Source organism: Actinoplanes sp. CA-030573, from assembly GCF_050951115.1.
Taxonomy (GTDB): domain Bacteria; phylum Actinomycetota; class Actinomycetes; order Mycobacteriales; family Micromonosporaceae; genus Actinoplanes.
This window is the reverse complement of record NZ_CP192038.1, coordinates 6,484,246-6,504,313: the sequence shown is the minus strand read 5'-3', so window position 1 is coordinate 6,504,313 and position 20,068 is coordinate 6,484,246. Positions and strand designations below refer to the sequence as shown.

Below are 20,068 nucleotides of genomic sequence, written 5' to 3'. Positions count from 1 at the left end.
CTTTAACTGACCGGCTACGGGGAGTTCATGTGACCGCCCTCGACACCCTCCAGGAAGCCCTCGAAGAGACCACCGCCGTCGCCGCCGACTACCAGGTGCCCGAGCACCGGGTGCGGGTGCACGAGGAACGTTTCCGCGAGACGGCCGCCCGCCACGGCTTCCTGCCCGGCGCCATGCAGCGGACCATCCTCGACGTCGCCGCCCAGCATCACGCCGAGTGCGACCGCGAGCACTGCCGCACCTGCGACACCATCCGCCACGGGCTGACCACGACGCTGGCCGCGCTGCGGGTGGCGGTCGCCGCCGAACGCGGGCCGCGCCTGGTGCGCAAGGCAAGCTGACGGCGGCGGCCGGCCCCGGCCCGGCCGCGCGGACTCGTCAGCTCGCGTGCGCGCCCCTCATGCTGCCGGTCAGCTCGCGTCCTCGGTCGCGTGCGCGGCCCGCATCAGCGGCACCACGTTCAGCGGCGTCAGATACGGCTGCAACCGGCGGACGTACCCGGCCTGCGCCAGCACCGTCGCCCGCAGCTCGCTCAGCGTGCTGGCGTCGCTGCGGACGTTCGCCGGCGTGCCCAGCGCCGCGCCCAGCACCAGCGCCGGCAGCTCGGCCGTGAAGCGCACCGCGCCGATGTCCTTGGCCACGATCGTCGTCACGGCCCGGGTCGCCGGGTCGAACACGATCTGATAGTTCAGGCTCTCGCCCGAGTACCGCACGCGCGACGGCCCGTCTCCCGCCCCCTCGGCCGGGCCGGACAGGCCGAACTCCGACACCAGGAAGCCGAACGCCCGCTCCACCTCGGCCTCGAACGATCGCACCACGCTTGCGCCCACGATGACCCCCGATCCGCCGGAAGCCTCCCGGCCGCCTGACGACCGCCGGGTTAGATCGACAAAAGCAGATGGAATCGCCGCGCGCAACGGGTCCGGTGTGACGATCTTGACGGGTTTCCCGGGCCGCTCGAAGCGCGGCGGCGCGGGCGGCACGGTAGAAAGAAGACATGGCGGAGATCGTGCTGATCCGGCACGGGCAGACCGAGTGGAGCGCGGCGGGGCGGCACACGTCGTACACCGACCTCGACCTCACCGAGGAGGGCGAGCGGCAGGCGCGCGCGGCCGGCGAGCGGCTGGCCGGGCGCACGTTCGCCGCGGTCCTGTCGAGCCCGCGCCGGCGTGCCCTGCGCACCGCAGAGCTGGCCGGGCTGACCGTGACCGAGACGACCGAAGACCTCGCCGAGTGGAACTACGGGCGCTACGAGGGGATCACCACCGCGACCATCCGCGAGTCCGACCCGGGCTGGTCGCTGTGGACCGGCGGCGCGCCCGGCGGCGAGACGCCGGACGAGGTCGGCGCGCGCCTCGACCGGGTGCTGGCCCGCGCGTCGAGCTTCCTCGACCGCGGCGACGTCGCGCTGATCGCGCACGGCCACTCGCTGCGGGTGGCGGGCGCCCGCTGGATCGGGCTGCCGGCGAGCGGCGGCGGCAAGCTCAAGCTGGGCACGGCGACGCTGTCGACGCTCGGCTTCGAGCACGGCAACCAGGTCATCGACGCCTGGAACGCCTGAGAAGTGGAACGCGGTGCACGCCGGCTGGCCCTGCTGGTGGCCGGCGCGTACTTCATGGAGATCCTCGACGCCACGGTCATCGCGCCGGCGGCGCCGCACATCGCGGCGGACCTCGGGGTCGCGCCGGTCACGGTCAACGTCGCCATCACCGCGTACGTCCTGACGCTCGCCGTCCTGATCCCGATCAGCGGCTGGCTGACCGAGCGTTTCGGCGCCCGGCGCATCTTCACGGTGGCCATCGGCATCTTCACGCTCGCCTCCGCCGGGTGCGCCGTCGCCGCGAGCCTGCCGATGCTGGTGGCCACCCGCGTGCTGCAAGGCGTGGGCGGCGCCATGATGGTGCCGGTCGGGCGGCTGGTCGTCATCCGTACCACCGCCAAGACGGACCTGGTCCGGGCCATCGCCTACCTCACCTGGCCGGCCTTGGTGGCGCCACTCGTCGCGCCCGCTCTGGGCGGGATTCTCAGCACGTACGCCTCATGGCGCTGGATCTTTCTGATCAACCTCCCGCTCGGCGCCGCCGCGCTGCTGCTCTCGCGGCGCCTGGTCCCCGCCGTCCGCGCCGAGACCCCCGGCCCGCTCGACCTGCGCGGTTTCCTGCTCGCCGCGGTCGGCATCGCCGCCCTGGTCTTCGGTCTCGAGGGCGTCGCCGAGCCGCGGCCGCGCTGGCCGGTGGCGACCGCCGCCCTGCTGATCGCCCTGGTCGCGCTGGCCGGCACGATCGCCCACCTGCTGGGCGCCACCCGCCCCCTGGTCGACCTGCGCATCCTGGCCGTACGCACCTACCGCGTCACCGCCCTGGGCGGCTCGGTGTTCCGCGCCGTGATCACCGCCATCCCGTTCCTGCTGCCCCTGTTCTTCCAGATCGGCTTCGGCTGGAGCGCCGCCCACGCCGGCCTGCTGGTGATCGCGCTCTTCGCCGGCAACATCGGCATCAAGCCGGTCACCACCCCGCTCATGCGCCGCTTCGGCATGCGCCCGGTGATGCTGGGCGCCGTCATCGCCTCGGCGCTGTGCCTCGGCGGCATCGCGCTTCTCCAGGTGACCACCCCGCTGCCGCTGCTGCTGGCCGTGCTGGCGCTGAGCGGCATCTTCCGCTCGATCGGCTTCACCACGTACAACACGGTCGCCTTCGCCGACGTCCCGGCACCCCGCATGACCAGCGCCAACACCTTGATGTCGACGGTCCAGGAGCTGGGCGGCGGGCTGGGCGTGGCGGCCGGCGCCCTGCTCGTCCGCCTGGGCGCGGGCGTCGGGCTGGCCGACGAGAGCGCCTACCGGCTCGCTTTCGTGCTGCTCGCCGTCCTGTTGCTGATTCCGGCGATCGAGGCGTTCCGGCTGCCCCACTCGGCCGGGAACGTGGTGGCCGGGCGGGCGTGACCGCCTCGCCGCGCCCGTTGAGGGGCCTGGCTGCACCAACAGATGATCGACGGGCCGCCCATCGGCCAGGGTGGAGCGCCGGGTCGGACGACGGCCCGCGCCCGGATGTGGGGCTAGCTTCACGTGATCGCCGGATCGAGGGAGCAGCGCGTGGGCCTGGTGAAACGCCCGTGGTTCCGCCGGATCATGCGCTACTTGCGACGTTCCGCGGGCGTGCCGGAGCGGCCGTCCCTCACCTCGGCGCCGGCCCTGCTCGCCGCGACCCGCGAGTGGGAGCGCGAGCAGCCCGAGGCCGGCCTGCCCGGCGCTTGCGGCGTGCACGCCGAGCTCCGCGCCGCCGCGCACCTGGACGACACCACCGACGCCTGACGCGCCGGCGTGCCCGGCTCCGCGCCGCGCGCCTCGACATCGCCGACGGCTGCGTGCCGACGACGCCGTGCCCACCGGGCTGACGCTTCGGCCGGCTCCGCGGCCGGCCGGCGGTGATCGGCCCGGCGCGCGTCGGCGGGGCCGCCCGGCGTGTGTCGGCGGGGTCGCCCGGCGTGTGTCGGCGGGGCCGCCCGGCGCCTAGGTGGGCTTCAATGTCGGCATGGCGGGACGGGACTGGGTGGAATGGCACGCGGACTACGACGTGGCGGGCTCGTCGCTGGCCCGGCGGCTTCGGGTGGTGCGGGGCTTTCTGGGGCGGGCACTCGACGAGCTCGGCGAGAGCGGGCAGCTGGTGGTGAGCATCTGCGCGGGAGACGGGCGAGACGTGCTGCCGCTGCTGGCGGAGCGATGGGGACGGGCGGAAGAGCGGCAAGCGGATGAGTGGCGCCCGGCTGAGGGTGGGCGCCCGGCTGAGGGTGGGCGCCCGGCGGGTGACGGCGCGCGGCGGGCGGGTGACGGCGCGCGGCGGGCGGGTGACGGCGCGCGGCGGGCGGGTGACGGCGCGCGGCGGGCGGGTGACGGCGCGCGGCGGGCGGGTGACGGCGCGCGGCGGCAGGGTGATAGCGCGCAGCAGGCGGGTGACGGCGAGCGCCGGGCGGGCGGGGGCGGGCCGCGCGCGGTGCTGATCGAGTTCGATCCGGAGCTGGCGGGGCGCGCCCGGCGGGCCGCCCACGAGCTGGGTCTCGGTGGCGTCGAGGTGCGGGTCGGTGACGCGGGGGATCGGGCGACCTACGACGGGGTCGGGCGGGCTGATCTGTTTCTGGCCTGCGGGGTCTTCGGGAACGTCAGCGACCACGACATGCGGCGGACCGTCGCGGCGCTGCCGGTGCTGCTGCGCGACGGCGCCGTCGTCGTGTGGACCCGAGGGCGGGGGGACGGCGGGCGGGACTGCGGGCAGGAGGTGCGGGCGGAGTTCCGGCGGGCGGGGTTCGAGGAGCTGGCCTTCGCCGCTCCGGACGACGCACGCTTCCGCGTGGGGATGTGCCGGTGGGTGGGGGAGGCCCGGGACGGTGAAGAGCTTCCGGCGCGGCTCTTCACCTTCCGCTAGCGCAGGATCAGGAGACGGTCGCCCGGATGTCGCCGAGGCCGCGGGCCACCAGGAACGAGCCGCCGTCGGCGAGGCGGCCCCACGAGGAGCCGGCCGGGTCCCAGCGGCGCCACAGGCGGGCGTCGGTCGGGACGACCACGCGGGCCGACTCGCCGGGCGCCACCCGCACCGCGGTCCAGCCGACCAGGCGGACCGGCTCGTCCGGCTCGACCGGGCGCAGGTAGACCTGCACCACCTCGCGGCTGGGGCGGGAGCCGACGTTCCGCACGGTGGCGGTGATGGCGGGCGCGTCGCCGGTCACCAGGCGGACGTCGCTGTACTCCCACTTGCCGTACCCGAGGCCGTGACCGAGCCAGAAGGCCGGTGCGGGGGCGCGGCCGGCGAAATGGCCGCGGTAGCCGATGAAGGTGCGCTCGGTGTACGGCAGCTTGCCGTCCACCGGGGTGACCGACCAGGCCGGTGCCGCGCCGTCGGCGGCCGGGAACGTGGTGACCAGCCGGCCGGCCGGCTCGATGTCGCCCAGCAGGGCCGCCGCCACCGCGTGGCCACCCTCCTGTCCGGGCAGTCCCGCCCACAGCACCGCGTCCACGCGGGAGAGCCACGGCATCAGCACCGGCGTGGCGGCGTTGACGACCACGACCGTGCGGCGTGCGGCGCCGGCGACGGCCTCGACCAGGGCGTCCTGGGCGCCGGGCAGGGCCAGCGTGGACTTGTCGGCGGACTCGGTCTCCTGCTCCTCGGTGAGGCCGACGACGACCACGGCCACGTCGGCGGCCGCGGCGGCGCGGACGGCCTCGTCGATCACGTCGACCGTGGGACGGGCGGCGGGGTGGGCGATCAGGCCGAACAGGCCCATCGGCGCGGCGAGGGTCACGGTGGCGGTGAACGACGCGCCGGGCGACACCCGGAAGCGGTCGGTACGCAGCGGCGGCGTGAGCACCTCTTCGCCGAAACCGTGCCCGGAGGCCCGGAGGGAGTAGTCGAGCGCGGGGGAGCCGTCGACGGTCACGGTCCAGTCCCCGACGCCCATCGGGCCGAGCTCCACGAGACCGGAAGCGGAGGCGATCACACCGGACAGCCGGGCCGACGCGACCGGGCCGGCGAAGTCGTCGTCCATGCCGACCATCGTCGAGGAGCGCGGGCAGAACCGTTCCTCCAGCACCGCGCCGGCGGCGTCGTAGAGGGTCACCCGGATGCCGGCCTGCCCGGTGACCGGGTCGACCAGGAAGCCGTCGCGCGCGGGCACCGGCCGGGTCCGCACGTCGACGCCGTCCACCACCGTCACCGCGGAACCGAGCGCCGAGGTCAGCCCGGCCGCGACGCTCACCTGGTAGGGCGGGTTGACCTGGGCCGAGCCGCCGCCCATGCCTATCGTCTCCACGGCGTGCCGGCCGATCAGCGCCACCGACGCGTCGCGGGCCAGCGGCAGCACGTCGCCCTCGTTCCGCAGGACGGTCATGCCGGACGCGGCGAGCCGGGTGAGCTGCTCACGGCGTACGGGGGAATCGGGGTCGGGAAAGGACGACGGCCAGGAACGCCCGGCACCCAGCGCGCCCACCCGCCGGGCCAGGAGAAGCAGTCGCGTGAGGTGGTCGTCGACCACCGGCTCGTCGACGCCGCCGTCGCGCACCGCCCGCACCAGCGCGTCGCCCCACGGACCGTCCGGACCGGGCATGACCAGGTCGAGGCCGCCGTTCGCCGCCGCGGCCGCGGTCTTGGTGGCGAACCAGTCCGACATCACCAGGCCGTCGTAGCCCCACTCACCCTTGACGATCTCGTTGATCACGTGCTGCTGCTCGGTCGCGGCGACCCCGTTGACGTCGTTGTAGGCCGCCATCATCGACCAGGCGTTCGCCTCCTCGACCGCGATCTCGAACGGCAGCAGGTAGAGCTCGCGCAGCGTCGCCTCGTCGACGACGCTGTCCACCGTGTTCCGCTCCGTCTCCGACTCGTTGGCGACCAGGTGCTTGAGACAGGCCGCCACCCCAAGATCTTGCATTCCGCGCACGTACGCCGCGGCCAGCCGCCCGGTGAGCAGGGGGTCTTCCGAGTACGCCTCGAAGAGCCGGCCGCCGAGCGCGGTCCGATGCAGATTGATCGTGGGACCGAGCACCACGTGGATCCGCTGCGCCATCGCCTCCTCGGCGAGCAGGGCGCCGACCTCGCGCAGCACGCGCTCGTCCCAGGTGGAGGCGAGGAGCGTGGCGTTGGGGAAGAGCGAGACCACCCGGCCGCCGGCGAACTTCAGGCCGCGCACACCGGTGGGTCCGTCGGAGAAGCGCAGCTCACCGAGCCCGATCGCGGGCGCGTCGGCGAGGGTGAAGGCCGAGGCGCCGGTGAGCAGGCGCACCTTGGCGGGCAGATCGAGAGACTTGACGAGGGCGGCGAGGTCGTCGGTGGTCATGGCCCATGGTTACACGTGTAAGTAAGCTTGTCACCATGAGCGAGCACCCGCGCCGGGTCACCAGCGCCGACGTGGCGGAGCTGGCCGGCGTCTCCCGCGCCACGGTCAGCTACGTCCTCAACGACACGCCGCGCCAGACCATCTCGCCCAGCACCCGCACCCGGGTCCTGGACGCGGCGGCCCGGCTCGGCTACGCGCCCAGCGCCGCCGCCCGCACGCTGCGCACCGGCCGCTCCGACGTGGTGCTCTGCCTGCTGCCGGACTGGCCGATCGGGCCCGAGGTGGGCTCGATGCTGGGCAACCTGTCGGCCGCGCTGGCCCGGCACGGCTACACGTTCGTCGTGCATCCCGGCAACCGGGAGGACCGCCCGATCGGCGAGATCTGGAAGGCGATCACCCCGGCCGCGGTCATCGCCTACACCGAGTTCACCGAGGGCGAGATCGCGGCCATGCGGGCGGCCGGGGTGGCGCTGGTGGTCGGCCTCTTCGGCCACGGCCGCCACCAGGACCGGCGCGAGCTCGAGGTGCCGCAGCAGCTGGTCGGGCGCCGGCAGGCCGCACACCTGGCCGCCACCGGTCACGGCCGGATCGGTTACGCCTATCCCGACGACGAGCGGGTGCGGATCTTCGCCGAGCCGCGGCTGGCGGGCGTCCGGGCCGAATACTCGGACCGGGGACTGCGTGGCCCGGCGGTGGAGACGGTCGCGCTCGACGCGGTGCCGGCTTCCCATGCCGTACGCCGCTGGCAGTCCGCGGGCGTCACCGGCATCTGCGCGTACAACGACGAGGTGGCCCTGGCCGTGCTGGCGGGTGTACGGCTGCTGGGTCTGCGCGCCCCGGCCGACCTCGCGGTGATCGGCGTCGACGACATCGCGCCCGCCCGCCTGGCCGTCCCCGCGCTGACCACGGTGACCACCGACCAGGTCGCGATGGCCGCCTATCTCTCGGCCACCGTCGTCGCCGCGATCAACGGCCGTCCCGCCCCCGACGTGCCGTCCGCCGACCTGATCCGGCTGGTGCACCGGGAGAGCGCCTGACTCCTACAGAGAACGCACAGGCACGGCACATGGGGACCTCAGGCTGCGGGCGAAGGGTGAAAGCACGACAACTGACACCGCAATGGGGGACCCCGCCATGCTCGTCCAGCTCAACCGCCACCGCACCGCCCGTGACCTCACCGCCACGGCGACCGACCTGCCGCTCAACCCGGCCGGCCTGCCCGTCTCGACCGGACCGCGCCCGAGCGTGGCGGTCTTCGGCACGCGCAGCCGGGTCGGCGGCCTCGACCAGCACCTGCCGCACGGCTGGCTGGTGCGCTATCCCGGCGACCTCGACGACGTCGCCCCCGACGAGCTCGTGCTCTTCGCCGGCGCGGGGGTCCGCGACGTGGCCCTCGCCCGCCGCCTGCTGCCCGGCCGCACCCAGATCGTCGCCCTGGTCGACGACGCCGCCCCGGCCGAGCTGGTCGCGGCGGTGCTCACCGCCGGCGCGGACGCATGCGTGCGCGGTGGGCAGCCCGCGATCCTGGCCAGCCACCTGGTCGCCTGCCGCCGGCGGCAGCTCGCCGGCCGCTGGGCCGCGGTCAACCAGCAGGAGCGGCACTGACCCGGGGCTCTCCCGCGCCGGCCCGCCGGCGCCCGCCCGCGGGCGCCGACCGGCTCCTGCGGCCCGGAGATGCGGCGGGCCGCCCGCGGCGCTCCGGGGGGTGCGCGTCGCGAGCGGCCCGGGATCGGGGGCGGGCTTCTCGAGCCCGGCTCGGTCGGTTCGGTCCGGCGGCTCAGGCCGGTCGGGTCCGGCTCAGGCGGTCGGTGAGGCGTTCGGCTGCGGCTGCAGCACCTTGCAGGTCTCCATCGCCTTCTTGACCGTCGGGTCGGCGGTGTTCAGCGGGGTCTCGCCCTGGGTCACCCCGTGCTGCTGGAGGCAGTTGCGGTAGGCCGCGTTCGCCCCGTTGCCGCCGTTGCGGTTGCCGCCGAACGAGGGCCGCACCGACGCGCACGCCGACTGCGCCTTCTCCCACGTCGCGTCGTCGACGCCGGCCGGCTTCTGCAGGAAGCCGCCGCCCGGGACGCCGTTGCCGCGGGCGAACGCGCTGCCGGACGGGCGCGGCATGCCGGACGGGAAGCCACCCTCCGGGAAGCCCTCGCCCGGTCCCCGCGAGGCGCCGTCGCCGCGCGGTCCGCGGGACGGCAGGGTGATCGTCACGCCGTTCTTCTTCAGGCAGTCGATGTAGGCGGTGAACGCCTGGTTGTTGCCGCCACCGCCGGTGCCGGTCGCGTTGCCGCCGCCCGAGGAGTCCGAGCCGCCGCCGCAGGCCGCCGCCAGCAGCACGGCGGCCGACGCCACGACCAGCGCTGCCGCGCGGCGGGGCGCCCGGGAACTTACTGTGCGCACGATGCCTTCTTTCCTCGGCCGTCGGTGTCGCACCACCAAAGCCCGGTTGCCTCCAGAGAACGTCGGACGATCCTCAGAGTTAGCTCGGAGCCATCCCGCGCTCCGAGGGAACTCCGAGGTGGGACCGAGCCCGCCGCGAGTTGCTTTCGGAACACTTCCCGGCCATGGGTGAAGCTCTGGCCGGTCGTCGGCGCTGGATCTGGGTCGCCGCCGCCGTGGCGGTGCTCGCGCTGATCGCGTACGGGGTGGTGCACGCGCTGACCGCGAACGCCACCGAGAAGCCGGCGGCGGCCGTCACCGCCGCGGCCGACCGGGGCGCGGTGACCACCGAGGTGGCCACGACCGGGACCGTGCAGCCGGCGCAGACGCGCAGCCTGTCGTTCGCGGTGGCGGGCACGGTGGAGAGCGTGTCGGTGCGGGCCGGCACGACGGTCACCGCCGGGCAGACGCTGGCCAAGGTCGACGACGCGGACGCGGCCGAGGCCGTGAGCAACGCGCAGAGCTCGCTGGACGACGCCGAGGACGCGCTCACCCAGGCCCGGGACAACGCCGCGAAGGCGACCTCGCCCACGCCGGCCGCGGGCGCGGGATGCGACGTGGCCGCGGCGTACACGTCTCCGGCAGCGTCGCCGACGGTGACCGTCTCGCCCAGCCGGACCGTCACGGCGTCGCCGACCCGGACCGTCGCGCCGACCCACACCGCCACGCCGACCCACACCGCGACGCCGACCCGGACCGCGACGCCGACCCGGACCGCGACGCCGACCCGGACCGCCGCGCCGACCAAGACCGGCTCGACCGGCGGCGGGCCCGGCGGCGGCACCGCCCCCGGCACCGGAAGCGGCACTGGAAGCGGCACCGGAAGCGGCACCGGGAGCGGGGCGTGCGGCGGCGGGACCGGCAATGGCACCGGAAGCGGAACCGGCACCGGAAGCGGAACCGGAAGCGGAACCGGCAGCGGCCAGCAGAGCGGCGGCCAGCAGAGCGGCGGCCAGCAGAGCGGCGGCCAGCAGAGCGGCGGCCAGCAGAGCGGCGGCCAGCAGAGCGGCGGCACCGACCCGATCCTCAGCGCCCAGCAGCGGGTCAACGCGGCCACCACCACGCTGGCGAACGCCGAGGACGCGCTCGAGGGCACGACCATCACGGCGCCGATCGCCGGGCGGATCCTCAGCGTCAGCGGCACGGTCGGCAGCCAGGTCGGCGCCGGCTCGACCTTCATCACCCTCGCCGACGTCTACGACATGCAGATCAGCGCCGACTTCCCGGAGGCCGACGCCGACCGGCTGGCGGTGCGCCAGAAGGGGGTGATCACGCTCGCCGACCGGCCGGGCAAGGAGTTCAAGGCGACGGTCGTGCAGGTCGACCCGACCGGCACCAGCGACGGGACGATGGTCCGGTACGGCGTGCTGCTCGCCTTCGACGACGCGCCGGAGGACCTGCTGGTCGGCCAGAGCGCGAACGTCAAGGTGACCACCGGCTCGAAGGCGGACGTGCTGCGGGTCCCGAGCACCGCGGTGCACGACGTGCACGGCGACAGCGGGACCGTGCTCGAGAACGGGGCGCAGACCAAGGTCGGCGTCGGCCTCCGCGGCGACCAGTACACCGAGATAACCTCCGGTCTCACGGAAGGTGACCAGGTCGTACGGTCGTGGTGATCGCCGCAGCACAGCGGGCTCTCGCGGTATTCATAGGGAATTCCTAGGTAGCGTTGATATCCCTTTCGAGTGTTCTCCGAATCCCGCAGTTCCGTCGCCCTCGGCGAGCCCCCGGCACGGGCCGCCCGGGTCCTGGTCGTCGACGACGAGCCGAATATCTCCGCCCTGCTCAGCGCCACGCTCCGGCTGGTCGAGTTCGAGGTGCGGGTGGTCGACTCCGGCCATCGGGCGCTGGTCGCCGTCGAGGAGTTCGAGCCCGACCTGGTCGTGCTCGACGTGATGCTGCCCGACCTCGACGGCTTCGACGTGGCCCGGCGGCTGCGCGCCACCGGCAGCCAGGTTCCGGTGCTGTTCCTGACCGCACGCGACGCGGTGGAGGATCGCATCTCCGGGCTCTCGGCCGGCGCCGACGACTACGTCACCAAGCCGTTCAGCCTCGAGGAGGTGGTGCTGCGCATCCGCGCGATCCTGCGCCGCAGCCAGCCCGAGACGGCGGCGGCCGAGGGACCGGGCGACGCGGGCGTGCTGCGCTACGCCGACCTCGAGCTCGACGAGGACGCGCACGAGGTGCGCCGGGCCGGCCGGCTGGTCGACCTGTCGCCGACCGAGTTCAACCTGCTGCGCTACCTGATGATCAATGCCGGGCGGGTGGTCAGCAAGGCGCAGATCCTCGACCGGGTGTGGAAGTACGACTTCGGCGGCGACGGGCGCATCGTCGAGTCGTACGTGTACTACCTGCGCCGCAAGATCGACAAGACCGACCCGCCGCTGATCCACACCGTCCGCGGCGTCGGCTACGCCCTGCGCCTGCCCCGCGGCGGCGAGGAGTGAAAATCAGGCTCCGCTGGCGACCGCGGCGGTGGGGCCACTGGACACTGCGCGCCCGCCTCGTGCTGGTGGTCGGCGCGCTCGCCGCGGTCGCCCTGGTCGTCGCCGGAATCGCCGGTCTCGTGCTGATCCGCACCTACCTGCTGGGCCGCATCGACGACCAGCTGCGGGGGATGACCCGCCCGTTCGCCGACCGGCCGGCCGGCGTCACCTACATGCCGCGCGGGCGCTTCCTGCGGATCGGTCCCGACCAGGTGATGTACGTCTACAACCCGGACGGCTCGCTCGACCCGCTGCGCAGCTCCACCACCGACGCGAGCCGCCCGCCGGTCGAGCGCCTCGCCGAGGTGGGAAAGCGGGCCGCGGCCGGGCAGCCGTACACGATCGGCGCCACCGACGGCAGCGCCGACTGGCGGGTGATCGCCGTGGCCGACGGCGACGCGGGCGGCTACGCGGTGATCGGGCTGTCCCTCTCCGAGGTGCAGCAGACCACCGACCAGCTGATACTCATCGACGCCGGCGTCTGCCTGCTGGTGCTGGCTCTGCTCACCGGCGGCGCGTGGTTCGTGGTCCGGCTCGGCCTGCGCCCGCTCACCGACATGGAACGGCTGGCCACCGACATCTCGGCCGGCAACCTCTCCGGCCGGGTCGCCGACACCGACCCGCACACCGAGCCCGGCCGGCTGGGCCTGGCGCTGAACTCGATGCTCACCCGGATCGAGGCCGAGGTCGACGCCCGCACGACCAGCGAGCGCCGGCTGCGCCAGTTCGTCGCCGACGCGTCGCACGAGTTGCGTACGCCGCTCACCTCGATCCGCGGCTTCGCCGAGCTCTACCGCCGCGGCGGTGCCCCGCCCGGGCCGGCGCTGGACGAGACCATGAGCCGCATCGAGGGCGAGGCCGGCCGGATGGGCGTGCTGGTCGAGGACATGCTGATGCTGGCCCGGCTCGACCGGCAGCGGCCGCCCGCCGTACGCCCGGTCGACCTGCTCGAGATCGCCGCCGACACGATCCGCGACGCGCACGCCCGGGTGCCGACCCGGCCGGTGCGGCTGGCCGGCCTCGACGACGACACCGACACGTTCGAGCCGGCCACCGTGCTCGGCGACGAGCACGGCCTGCGCCAGGTCGCCACCAACCTGGTCGCCAACGCCCTGCAGCACACGCCGGCCCGGTCGCGGGTCACCGTGCGGGTCGGGCGCCTGCCGTCCCGGCCGCCGCGGTCGGCCACCGTGCTCTCCGGCCCGGCCACGGTGCGCCCCGGGCTGCCGCTGGCCGTCTTCGAGGTCACCGACGACGGGCCCGGCGTGCCGGCCGCGCACGCGCCGCGCGTCTTCGAGCGGCTCTACCGGGCCGACTCCAGCCGCACCCGCGGCAACGGCGGCGGCTCGGGCCTCGGCCTGTCGATCGTCGCGGCGATCGTGCACGGTCACGGAGGGTGGGTCGAGCTGGACGCGCCCCGCGGCGGCGGGGCGACCTTCCGGGTCCTGCTGCCGACCTCCGGTGACGCGCCGTGAGATTCCGAGCTGGCTCCGAGGTTCCGACGTAGATCCTCCCAGGCCGCCGCATCACAGTGTCCGGCATGCCAGCGCGCCTCAACCTGCGACGTCCCTCGGTGGCGGTCAACGCCGCCCTCGGCGTCGCCCTCGTCGCCGGTGCCTTCTGGGCGTACGAGACCCTGTCCGGACCGGACACCTCGACGGCCGCCAACGCCTCGGTGCGGTCGGTCGCGGTCCAGCAGGGCACGGTCACCAAGACCGTGACCGCGGACGGGACCGTGGAGAGCGCGAACACCGCGACCGCCGGCTTCGTGACCGGCGGAACGGTCACCGCGATCAGCGTGCGGGTCGGATCGGTGGTGAAGAAGGGCCAGGTGCTGGCCAAGGTCGATCCGGCCGACGCGCAGCGCAGCCTCGACGCGGCCAACGCCGACCTGGACGCCGCGAACGACTCGCTGAGCCGGGCCGAGGACGCCGGCTCCGACACCTCGACCGCGGAGAACGCGGTCGAGCAGGCCAAGCTCGCGGTCGACGAGGCGCAGGCCGCGGTCGACGGCACCGTGCTGACGGCGCCGATGGCGGGCACGGTCACCGCGGTCAACGGCACGCTCGGCAGCTCGTCGTCCGGCTCCGGCTCGTCGTCCGGCACCGGGAGCAGCGGCGGCGGGAGCAGCGGCGGCGGGAGCAGCGGCGGCGGGAGCAGCGGGGGCAGCCAGGGCGGCGGGAGCCAGGGCGGCGGCTCGACGGGATCCTCCTCGTCCTCGTCGAGCTCGTCGTCCGCCGGCTTCATCGAGATCGAGGACCTGAGCAAGCTGCAGGTCACCGCCGCCTTCGCCGAGGCCGACGCGACCAAGCTCAAGGAGAGGCAGGCCGCCGAGATCACCTGGAACGCCCTCTCCGGGACGACGGCGACGGGCAAGGTGGCGGCGATCGATCCCTCGGCGACGACCTCCAACAACGTGGTCACGTACGGCGTGACGCTCAGCCTGGACAAGGTGCCGGCCGGCGCCAAGGTCGGCCAGACCGTCTCGGTCTCGGTGACCACCGGCAGCGTCCAGGACGCGACGTTCGTCAACTCGGCGGCGATCACCACGGTCGGCAACCGGCACACGGTGACCGTGCTCAGCAACGGTCAGCAGGAGGTCCGGCCGGTCGAGATCGGGCTCGAGGGCGACCAGGCCACCCAGATCACCTCCGGGGTCCAGGCCGGCGAGCAGGTCGTGCTCAAGACGACCTCGACCGGCACGAGCGGGAGCAACGGCTTCCCCGGCGGCGGCTTCCCGGGCGGCGGCCAGCTCGGCGGCGGCGGCAACTTCGGCGGCAACCGCGGCACCGGCACCGGGACCGGCGGCGGGGGCACCCGATGACCCGGCCGGTGATCGAGGTCCGCGACCTCCGGAAGATCTACGGCGAGGGCGAGGCGACCGTGCACGCGCTGCGCGGGGTGTCGCTCACCGTCGAGCCCGGCGACTACGTGGCCATCATGGGCTCGTCCGGCTCCGGCAAGTCGACCCTGATGAACATCCTCGGCGCCCTCGACGTGCCCACCTCGGGCAGCTACCACCTCGACGGCGTCGACGTGAGCAAGCTGGCCGACCGGCAGCTGGCACTGGCCCGGAACCGGCTCATCGGCTTCATCTTCCAGGCCTTCAACCTCATTCCCCGTACGTCGGCCGTGGCCAACGTGGAGCTTCCCCTCGCGTACGCCGGGGTGAAGCCGCGGGAACGCCGCCGCCGAGCGCTCGCCGCCCTGGACGTGGTGGGTCTCGCCGACCGCGCCCGGCACGAGCCGAACCAGCTCTCCGGCGGCCAGCAGCAGCGCGTCGCGGTGGCCCGGGCGCTGGTCACCGAGCCGGCCCTGCTGCTGGCCGACGAGCCGACCGGTAACTTGGACAGCCATTCGACCGAGGACGTGCTCGACGTCTTCGACGACCTCAGCCGTTCGGGACGGACGATCGTGATCATTACGCACGAGCCCGAGGTCGGCGCCCGGGCCAAGCGGCTGGTCCGCCTGGTCGACGGCCAGATCGTCGAGGACCACCGGCAGTCGCCGATCCACCTGCCGCCCGTGGGCGCGTTCGCCGGACGGCACGCGTCATGAGCTTCGGTGAGGTGCTGCGGTTCGCGCTGCGCGGGCTGTCGGCGAACAAGCTGCGCTCGGCCCTGACCATGCTCGGCATCCTGATCGGCGTGGCGGCGGTGATCCTGCTGGTCGCCGTCGGCAACGGCTCGGCCAAGGCGATCAGCGACCGGATCGAGGCCCTGGGCACCAACACGATCACGGTGATGAGCACCAACCGGGGCGGCTCCAGCAACACCGCGCTCACCACCGAGATGGCCGGCGCGCTCAGCGATCCGGCCATGGCGCCCGACGTGAAGTCGGTGTCGCCGGTGGTCAGCTCGTCCGCGACGATCACCTACGAGGGCACCGACCACCAGGTCAGCTCGTTCGTCGGCACCACACCCGGCTGGTTCACCGCCTCGAACACCCCGGTCGGCACCGGCGCCGGCTTCACCGCCGACGACGAGTCGCAGGGCCGCCGGGTCGTGGTGCTCGGGCAGACCGTGGTCGACGAGCTGTTCCCCGGCGTCGACCCGATCGACAAGCAGGTCACCGTCGGCGGCGCGCTGTTCACCGTGGTCGGCGTGCTGCAGGAGAAGAGCTCGACCGGCTTCCAGGACGCCAACGACACCGCCGTCGCGCCGCTGAGCGCGGTCCGCCAGGTGCTCACCGGCTACGGCGCGCTCAACTCGATCCTGGTCGAGGCCAAAGACCCGGGCCGGGTCGACGCCGTCGAGTCCGAGGTCGCCACCATCCTCGACCAGCGGCTGAACGTCTCCGCCACCGCCACGAGCACCTCCGGCGCCGGGTCGTCGACCACGCCGTACCGGATCCAGAACGCCTCCCAGCTGCTGCAGACCCAGACCGAGACCGCCGATACGTTCACCACGCTGCTCGGCGCCGTAGCAGCGATCAGTCTGCTCGTCGGCGGGATCGGCATCACCAACATCATGCTGGTCACGGTCACCGAGCGGACCCGGGAGATCGGCATCCGCAAGGCGCTGGGCGCGCCCCGGCGCACGATCCTCACCCAGTTCCTGATCGAGGCGACGCTGCTGAGCGTGATCGGCGGCGCCCTCGGCGTCGCGGCCGCGCTGATCGGCAGCAGCTTCGAGATCGTCGGGGTCAAGCCGGTGATCGTGCCCAGCTCCATCGGGCTCGCCCTGGGCGTGTCCATCGCCATCGGACTGTTCTTCGGCGGCCTGCCCGCCGGCCGTGCCGCCCGGCTGCGTCCCATCGACGCGCTGCGCTACGAGTGAGGACCCGCTGTGACGCCCATGAATGACGACACCGCCGTGCTGAACACGATCCCGGCCGACGGGGCCGGTCCCTCGCCCGGCGACGACCGGCGCGACGACGGCCTGGCCCGGGAGCTGGCGAAGGCCGCGCCCAAGAAGTGGTGGAACAAGGCGACGATCGTGCTCGGCGCGGTCGTGCTGGTGCTCGGCGGCTTCATCGCCGGCCTGCAGGCGCAGAAGCAGTGGGGCACCGGCTCGACCGGCGCCGGCGCCGGAGCCGGCAACCGCTCGGCGGCGTTCCCGGGGGCCGGTGCCGGCCGCTACGGCGGGGGCTCGGGCGCCTACGGGTTCCCGGGCGGCGGCGCCTTCCCCGGCGGCGGCACCGGCCCGGGCAGCGGCAGCGGCAGCTCCTCCTCTTCGTCCGCGGCCGCGGCCGGGACCACCGGCACGGTCAAGCTCGTCGACGGCGGCACGATCTACGTGCAGACGCCCGACGGCGACGTGGTGACGGTCAAGACCGACGGCAAGACGACGGTGTCGACCGCGAGCAAGGGCAAGGTCTCGGACGTGAAGGCCGGTCAGACCGTCACCGTGCAGGGGACCACCGGATCGGACGGAACGGTCACGGCGACGTCGGTGACGGCCCAGAAGAAGTGAACAACAAGGCAGATATGTGACAAGATCAATAGCTTGTCATAGGTGAACCCATTGATGACCACCGGCTAGGTTCCTAGGCTGAATTCAGCTGCGGACCTAGGGGGTGACTCGCGTGCCGTCCGACGCGACCCTCCGTGGCCGCGGCGCGCTCCTCGCGGCGATCGAGAATCGCCTCGGCGCCGGGGGCGGTGTGGCCCTGCACGGGCCGGCCGGCATCGGCAAGACCGCGGTCCTCGACGCGGTGGCGGCGGCCGCGAGAGGGCGGGGCGAGATCGTGCTCCGCTCGCGCCCGGTCCGCACGGAACGCTCCCTCCCGTACGCGGGAATCGCCGACCTCGTGGCGCAGCTGCCGGAGGAGGCCGCCCAAGCCCTGCCACCCGCCCAGCGTGCCGCTCTCGCCGCCCTGCGGCAGGGTCTCCCGCCGCGCGTCGGCACCCCCGCGCTCGCCCGCCGGCTCGTCCTGCCGCTGCTGCTCGCGCACTGCGCCCGCCGCCAGGCCGTCCTGCTCGTGCTCGACGACACGCAATGGCTGGACGCCGAGTCGGCCGAGCTGATCGGCTTCGCCATGCGCCGCCGACCGGGCCGGCGCGTGCGGGTGCTCGCCGCCCAGCGCCGTCCCGACCCGGCCGGGAAACGCCGCGCCGCCCGCCTCTGCCCCGCGCCCGTGCTCGAGCTGGCCGTGCCCCCGCTCGAGGCCGACGACCTCACCGCGATCCTGGAGGCGCGCGGACTGCCCTGCCGCACGGCCAGCCGGATGCACGAGGCCAGCGCCGGCAACCCGTTCCTGGCCCTCGCGCTCGGCGCCGCGGTCTCGCCCGGACCGCCCTGGCGTCCGGCGCCGATCCCGGAGACCGCCCGTGAGCTGCTGCGCGACCGGCTGCTCGCGCTCAGCGCCGGGGTCCGGGCCACGCTGCTGGTCGCCGCCCTCGCCACCGAGCCGACCACCACCGTGCTGCTGCGCGCCGGGCGCGACGACGCCGCACGTGACCTGCGGCTGGCCGCCGCCGGCGGGGCGATCGAGCTGGACGGCGAGGCGATCCGGTTCACCCCGCCCCTGCTCGCCCAGGTGCTCACCGAGGAGGCCACCGCGGCCGAGCGGCACGCGGCGCACGCCGCCCTCGCGGCCGGCGCGCTCGACCCGACCGAGGCGCTGCGGCACCGGGCCCTGCGCACCGGACGGCCGGACGCCGCCGTGGCCCGCTCGCTGGGCGCCGCCGCCGACCGCCGGGCCGAGCGCGGCGCCGGGCGGGCGGCCGCCGAGCTCTACCTGCTGGCCGCCGACCGCTGCCCGCACTCGCTCGCCGGCCAGCGGCTCGACTGGCTGGTCGCCGCCGCCCGGGCCGCCACCACCGGGGGCGCCCCGGCGCTGGCCGGCCGGGCCGCCGAGGCGGTGATCGCGGCCGAGGACGCGCCGGCCGGGCACCGGGTGCGGGCCCGGCTCGTGCTGCTCGACCTGGCCGGGCAGGGTCTCGCCGAGATGGGGGAGACGTTCGCGGCCGCGCTGGCCGAGGCCGGCGACGACCCGGCCCTGCTCGCCCCGGTACGGCTGCGGCTGACCTGGCTCGCGTTCCTCACCGGCGATCCCGATCGCGCCGCCACCGAGGCCGGTCGCACGGTCGACGCCGCCCGCCGGGCCGGCGACCCGACCACCGAGGCGATGGGGCTGAGCCTGATCGCCCAGGTGCAGCGGCTGCGGGGCGAGCCGCGCTGGGCCGACACGCTGGCCCAGGCACTCGAGCTGCCGGCCACCCCGGCGCCGGACTGGCTGCACTACGGCCCGCGCTACATGGCGGCCCGCTTCGCGATGGTCGACGACCGGCTCGACGAGGCCCGCGACGAGCTGCTCAAGCTGCTGGTGGTGGCCGAGGGCGACCGGATCGGCGAGGCCCGGGTCGAGGTGCTGCGCAGCCTGTCCGAGGTGGCCACCCGGGCCGGGCGGTGCCGCGAGGCCCTGCAGTACGCGCACCGCGCCGTCCACGCCGCCCAGCACGCCGGCCTGAGCCCCGGCCCGACCTGGTACACGGCCGCGGTGGCCGAGCTGGCCGGGGGCAGCCTGGCGGCGGCGGCCGGTTTCGCCCGGCGCGGGGTGCGCGCGTCCGAGCAGGAGAGCGACAGCCTCTACCTGCGTCGCAACCTGCACGCGCTGGGCCAGGCCGAGCTGCGGGCGGGGGAGACCCGGGCCGGCGTGGCGGCGCTGCGCCGGCTGCGCGACCTCGAGGCCGAGTCCGGTGGCGCCGACCCGATGATCGTCCGCTGGCACGGCGACCTGGCCGGCGGCCTGGCCGCCCTGGGCGAGCACGCCGAGGCGGCCGCGACTCTGGCCGAGGCCCGGGCCGCCGCGCACCGGCTGGGCAACACACCCGGCACGGTCGGCTATCTCGACCGGGCCACCGCCGTCGTGCTCTCCGAGAGCGGGCAGGCCGACTCGGCCGTGGTGCTGTCGGCGGCGGCCGCCCGCCACTTCGAGCAGCTGCACCAGCCGATCGAGCAGGCACACGCGCTGCTCGTGCAGGGCGGCGCCGAGCGGCGGCGGCGCCGGTACGCGGCGGCCCGGATGGCGATCGGCGCGGCGCTGACCATCTTCCTGGCCGCCGACGCCAAGCCGTGGGCCGAGCAGACCGAGCGCGCCCTCGCCCGTACCGAGGGAAGCAGCGCGTCCGGCCTGCCGCCGCTCGACCTCGGGCTCACGTCCACCGAGCTGCGCATCGCCGGCCTGGTACGGGACGGCGCCAGCAACCGGGAGATCGCCACCCAGCTCTACCTCAGCGTCAAGACCGTGGAGGCGACCCTGACCAGGGTCTACCGCAAGCTCGGGGTGCGGTCGCGCACCCAGCTCTCGTCCCGCCTCGCGGTGTCCGACATCACCTCGACCGCCTGACCTGCTCCTCGGCCACTCTCGGTGACCGCCACCACTGT

General features: G+C 74.7%; 18 protein-coding genes. 15 read left to right on the top strand and 3 right to left on the bottom strand.

Annotation, left to right across the window (positions count from 1 at the left end; all coding sequences use genetic code 11):
- Window positions 1–29 precede the first annotated feature (29 nt).
- Window positions 30–341: a hypothetical protein gene (locus tag ACQP2F_RS29985; RefSeq protein ID WP_433293185.1), complete on the top strand. Its 312-nt coding sequence runs from the start codon at window positions 30–32 to the stop codon at window positions 339–341.
- A 69-nt stretch (window positions 342–410) separates the two neighbouring features.
- Here ACQP2F_RS29985 and ACQP2F_RS29980 read toward each other — a convergent pair whose 3' ends face one another.
- Window positions 411–818, bottom strand: a complete 408-nt coding sequence (locus tag ACQP2F_RS29980) for a hypothetical protein (RefSeq protein ID WP_433293183.1) — start codon at window positions 816–818, stop codon at window positions 411–413.
- Between the two features lie 179 nt (window positions 819–997).
- Between ACQP2F_RS29980 and ACQP2F_RS29975 the strand changes: the two genes are divergently transcribed.
- From ACQP2F_RS29975 to ACQP2F_RS29960, 4 genes are all read left to right on the top strand, one after another.
- Window positions 998–1,561 (top strand): histidine phosphatase family protein, encoded by a 564-nt coding sequence (locus tag ACQP2F_RS29975; protein ID WP_433293181.1) that lies wholly within the window; start codon window positions 998–1,000, stop codon window positions 1,559–1,561.
- 3 nt (window positions 1,562–1,564) lie between these two features.
- Complete coding sequence (locus ACQP2F_RS29970) at window positions 1,565–2,941, top strand: MFS transporter (RefSeq protein ID WP_433293179.1); 1,377 nt, start codon at window positions 1,565–1,567, stop codon at window positions 2,939–2,941.
- Window positions 2,942–3,091: 150 nt separating this feature from the next.
- Window positions 3,092–3,310 carry a hypothetical protein gene (locus ACQP2F_RS29965; RefSeq protein ID WP_433293177.1) on the top strand — a complete coding sequence of 73 codons (219 nt, stop codon included), beginning with the start codon at window positions 3,092–3,094 and terminating at the stop codon, window positions 3,308–3,310.
- A gap of 220 nt (window positions 3,311–3,530) precedes the next feature.
- The gene (locus tag ACQP2F_RS29960; RefSeq protein ID WP_433293175.1) at window positions 3,531–4,418 is read left to right on the top strand and encodes a hypothetical protein; all 888 of its coding nucleotides are present in this window, start codon (window positions 3,531–3,533) and stop codon (window positions 4,416–4,418) included.
- A gap of 7 nt (window positions 4,419–4,425) precedes the next feature.
- On the opposite strand, the gene ACQP2F_RS29955 is transcribed toward ACQP2F_RS29960, so the two are convergent.
- Window positions 4,426–6,822, bottom strand: a complete 2,397-nt coding sequence (locus ACQP2F_RS29955) for a beta-glucosidase family protein (protein WP_433293174.1) — start codon at window positions 6,820–6,822, stop codon at window positions 4,426–4,428.
- 35 nt (window positions 6,823–6,857) lie between these two features.
- On the opposite strand from ACQP2F_RS29955, the gene ACQP2F_RS29950 reads away from it, so the two are divergent.
- Together ACQP2F_RS29950 and ACQP2F_RS29945 are read left to right on the top strand one after the other, a co-directional pair.
- On the top strand, window positions 6,858–7,859 hold the full coding sequence (locus tag ACQP2F_RS29950) for a LacI family DNA-binding transcriptional regulator (RefSeq protein WP_433293172.1): 1,002 nt from the start codon (window positions 6,858–6,860) through the stop codon (window positions 7,857–7,859).
- A gap of 97 nt (window positions 7,860–7,956) precedes the next feature.
- Window positions 7,957–8,427 (top strand): hypothetical protein, encoded by a 471-nt coding sequence (locus ACQP2F_RS29945; RefSeq protein WP_433293170.1) that lies wholly within the window; start codon window positions 7,957–7,959, stop codon window positions 8,425–8,427.
- A 192-nt stretch (window positions 8,428–8,619) separates the two neighbouring features.
- On the opposite strand, the gene ACQP2F_RS29940 is transcribed toward ACQP2F_RS29945, so the two are convergent.
- Complete coding sequence (locus tag ACQP2F_RS29940; protein WP_433293168.1) at window positions 8,620–9,213, bottom strand: hypothetical protein; 594 nt, start codon at window positions 9,211–9,213, stop codon at window positions 8,620–8,622.
- 164 nt (window positions 9,214–9,377) lie between these two features.
- On the opposite strand from ACQP2F_RS29940, the gene ACQP2F_RS29935 reads away from it, so the two are divergent.
- From ACQP2F_RS29935 to ACQP2F_RS29900, 8 genes are all read left to right on the top strand, one after another.
- Window positions 9,378–10,868 (top strand): efflux RND transporter periplasmic adaptor subunit, encoded by a 1,491-nt coding sequence (locus ACQP2F_RS29935; protein ID WP_433293166.1) that lies wholly within the window; start codon window positions 9,378–9,380, stop codon window positions 10,866–10,868.
- Window positions 10,869–10,937: 69 nt separating this feature from the next.
- Window positions 10,938–11,699: a response regulator transcription factor gene (locus ACQP2F_RS29930; RefSeq protein WP_433293164.1), complete on the top strand. Its 762-nt coding sequence runs from the start codon at window positions 10,938–10,940 to the stop codon at window positions 11,697–11,699.
- On the top strand, window positions 11,696–13,213 hold the full coding sequence (locus ACQP2F_RS29925) for a sensor histidine kinase (RefSeq protein WP_433293162.1): 1,518 nt from the start codon (window positions 11,696–11,698) through the stop codon (window positions 13,211–13,213). The genes ACQP2F_RS29930 and ACQP2F_RS29925 overlap by 4 nt, the downstream gene beginning before the upstream one ends.
- Before the next feature lie 65 nt (window positions 13,214–13,278).
- Window positions 13,279–14,562 (top strand): efflux RND transporter periplasmic adaptor subunit, encoded by a 1,284-nt coding sequence (locus tag ACQP2F_RS29920; RefSeq protein WP_433293160.1) that lies wholly within the window; start codon window positions 13,279–13,281, stop codon window positions 14,560–14,562.
- Window positions 14,559–15,296 (top strand): ABC transporter ATP-binding protein, encoded by a 738-nt coding sequence (locus tag ACQP2F_RS29915; RefSeq protein ID WP_433293158.1) that lies wholly within the window; start codon window positions 14,559–14,561, stop codon window positions 15,294–15,296. Before ACQP2F_RS29920 ends, ACQP2F_RS29915 begins: the two co-directional genes overlap by 4 nt.
- Window positions 15,293–16,516, top strand: coding sequence for an ABC transporter permease (locus ACQP2F_RS29910; RefSeq protein WP_433293156.1), 1,224 nt, complete (start codon window positions 15,293–15,295; stop codon window positions 16,514–16,516). Before ACQP2F_RS29915 ends, ACQP2F_RS29910 begins: the two co-directional genes overlap by 4 nt.
- An 18-nt stretch (window positions 16,517–16,534) precedes the next feature.
- A complete protein-coding gene (locus tag ACQP2F_RS29905; protein ID WP_433293154.1) occupies window positions 16,535–17,152 on the top strand; it encodes a hypothetical protein in 618 nt (205 codons plus the stop codon).
- A 112-nt stretch (window positions 17,153–17,264) separates the two neighbouring features.
- Entirely contained in the window at window positions 17,265–20,030 is a 2,766-nt protein-coding gene (locus tag ACQP2F_RS29900; RefSeq protein ID WP_433293152.1) for an AAA family ATPase, read from the top strand.
- The last annotated feature ends 38 nt before the right edge of the window (window positions 20,031–20,068 follow it).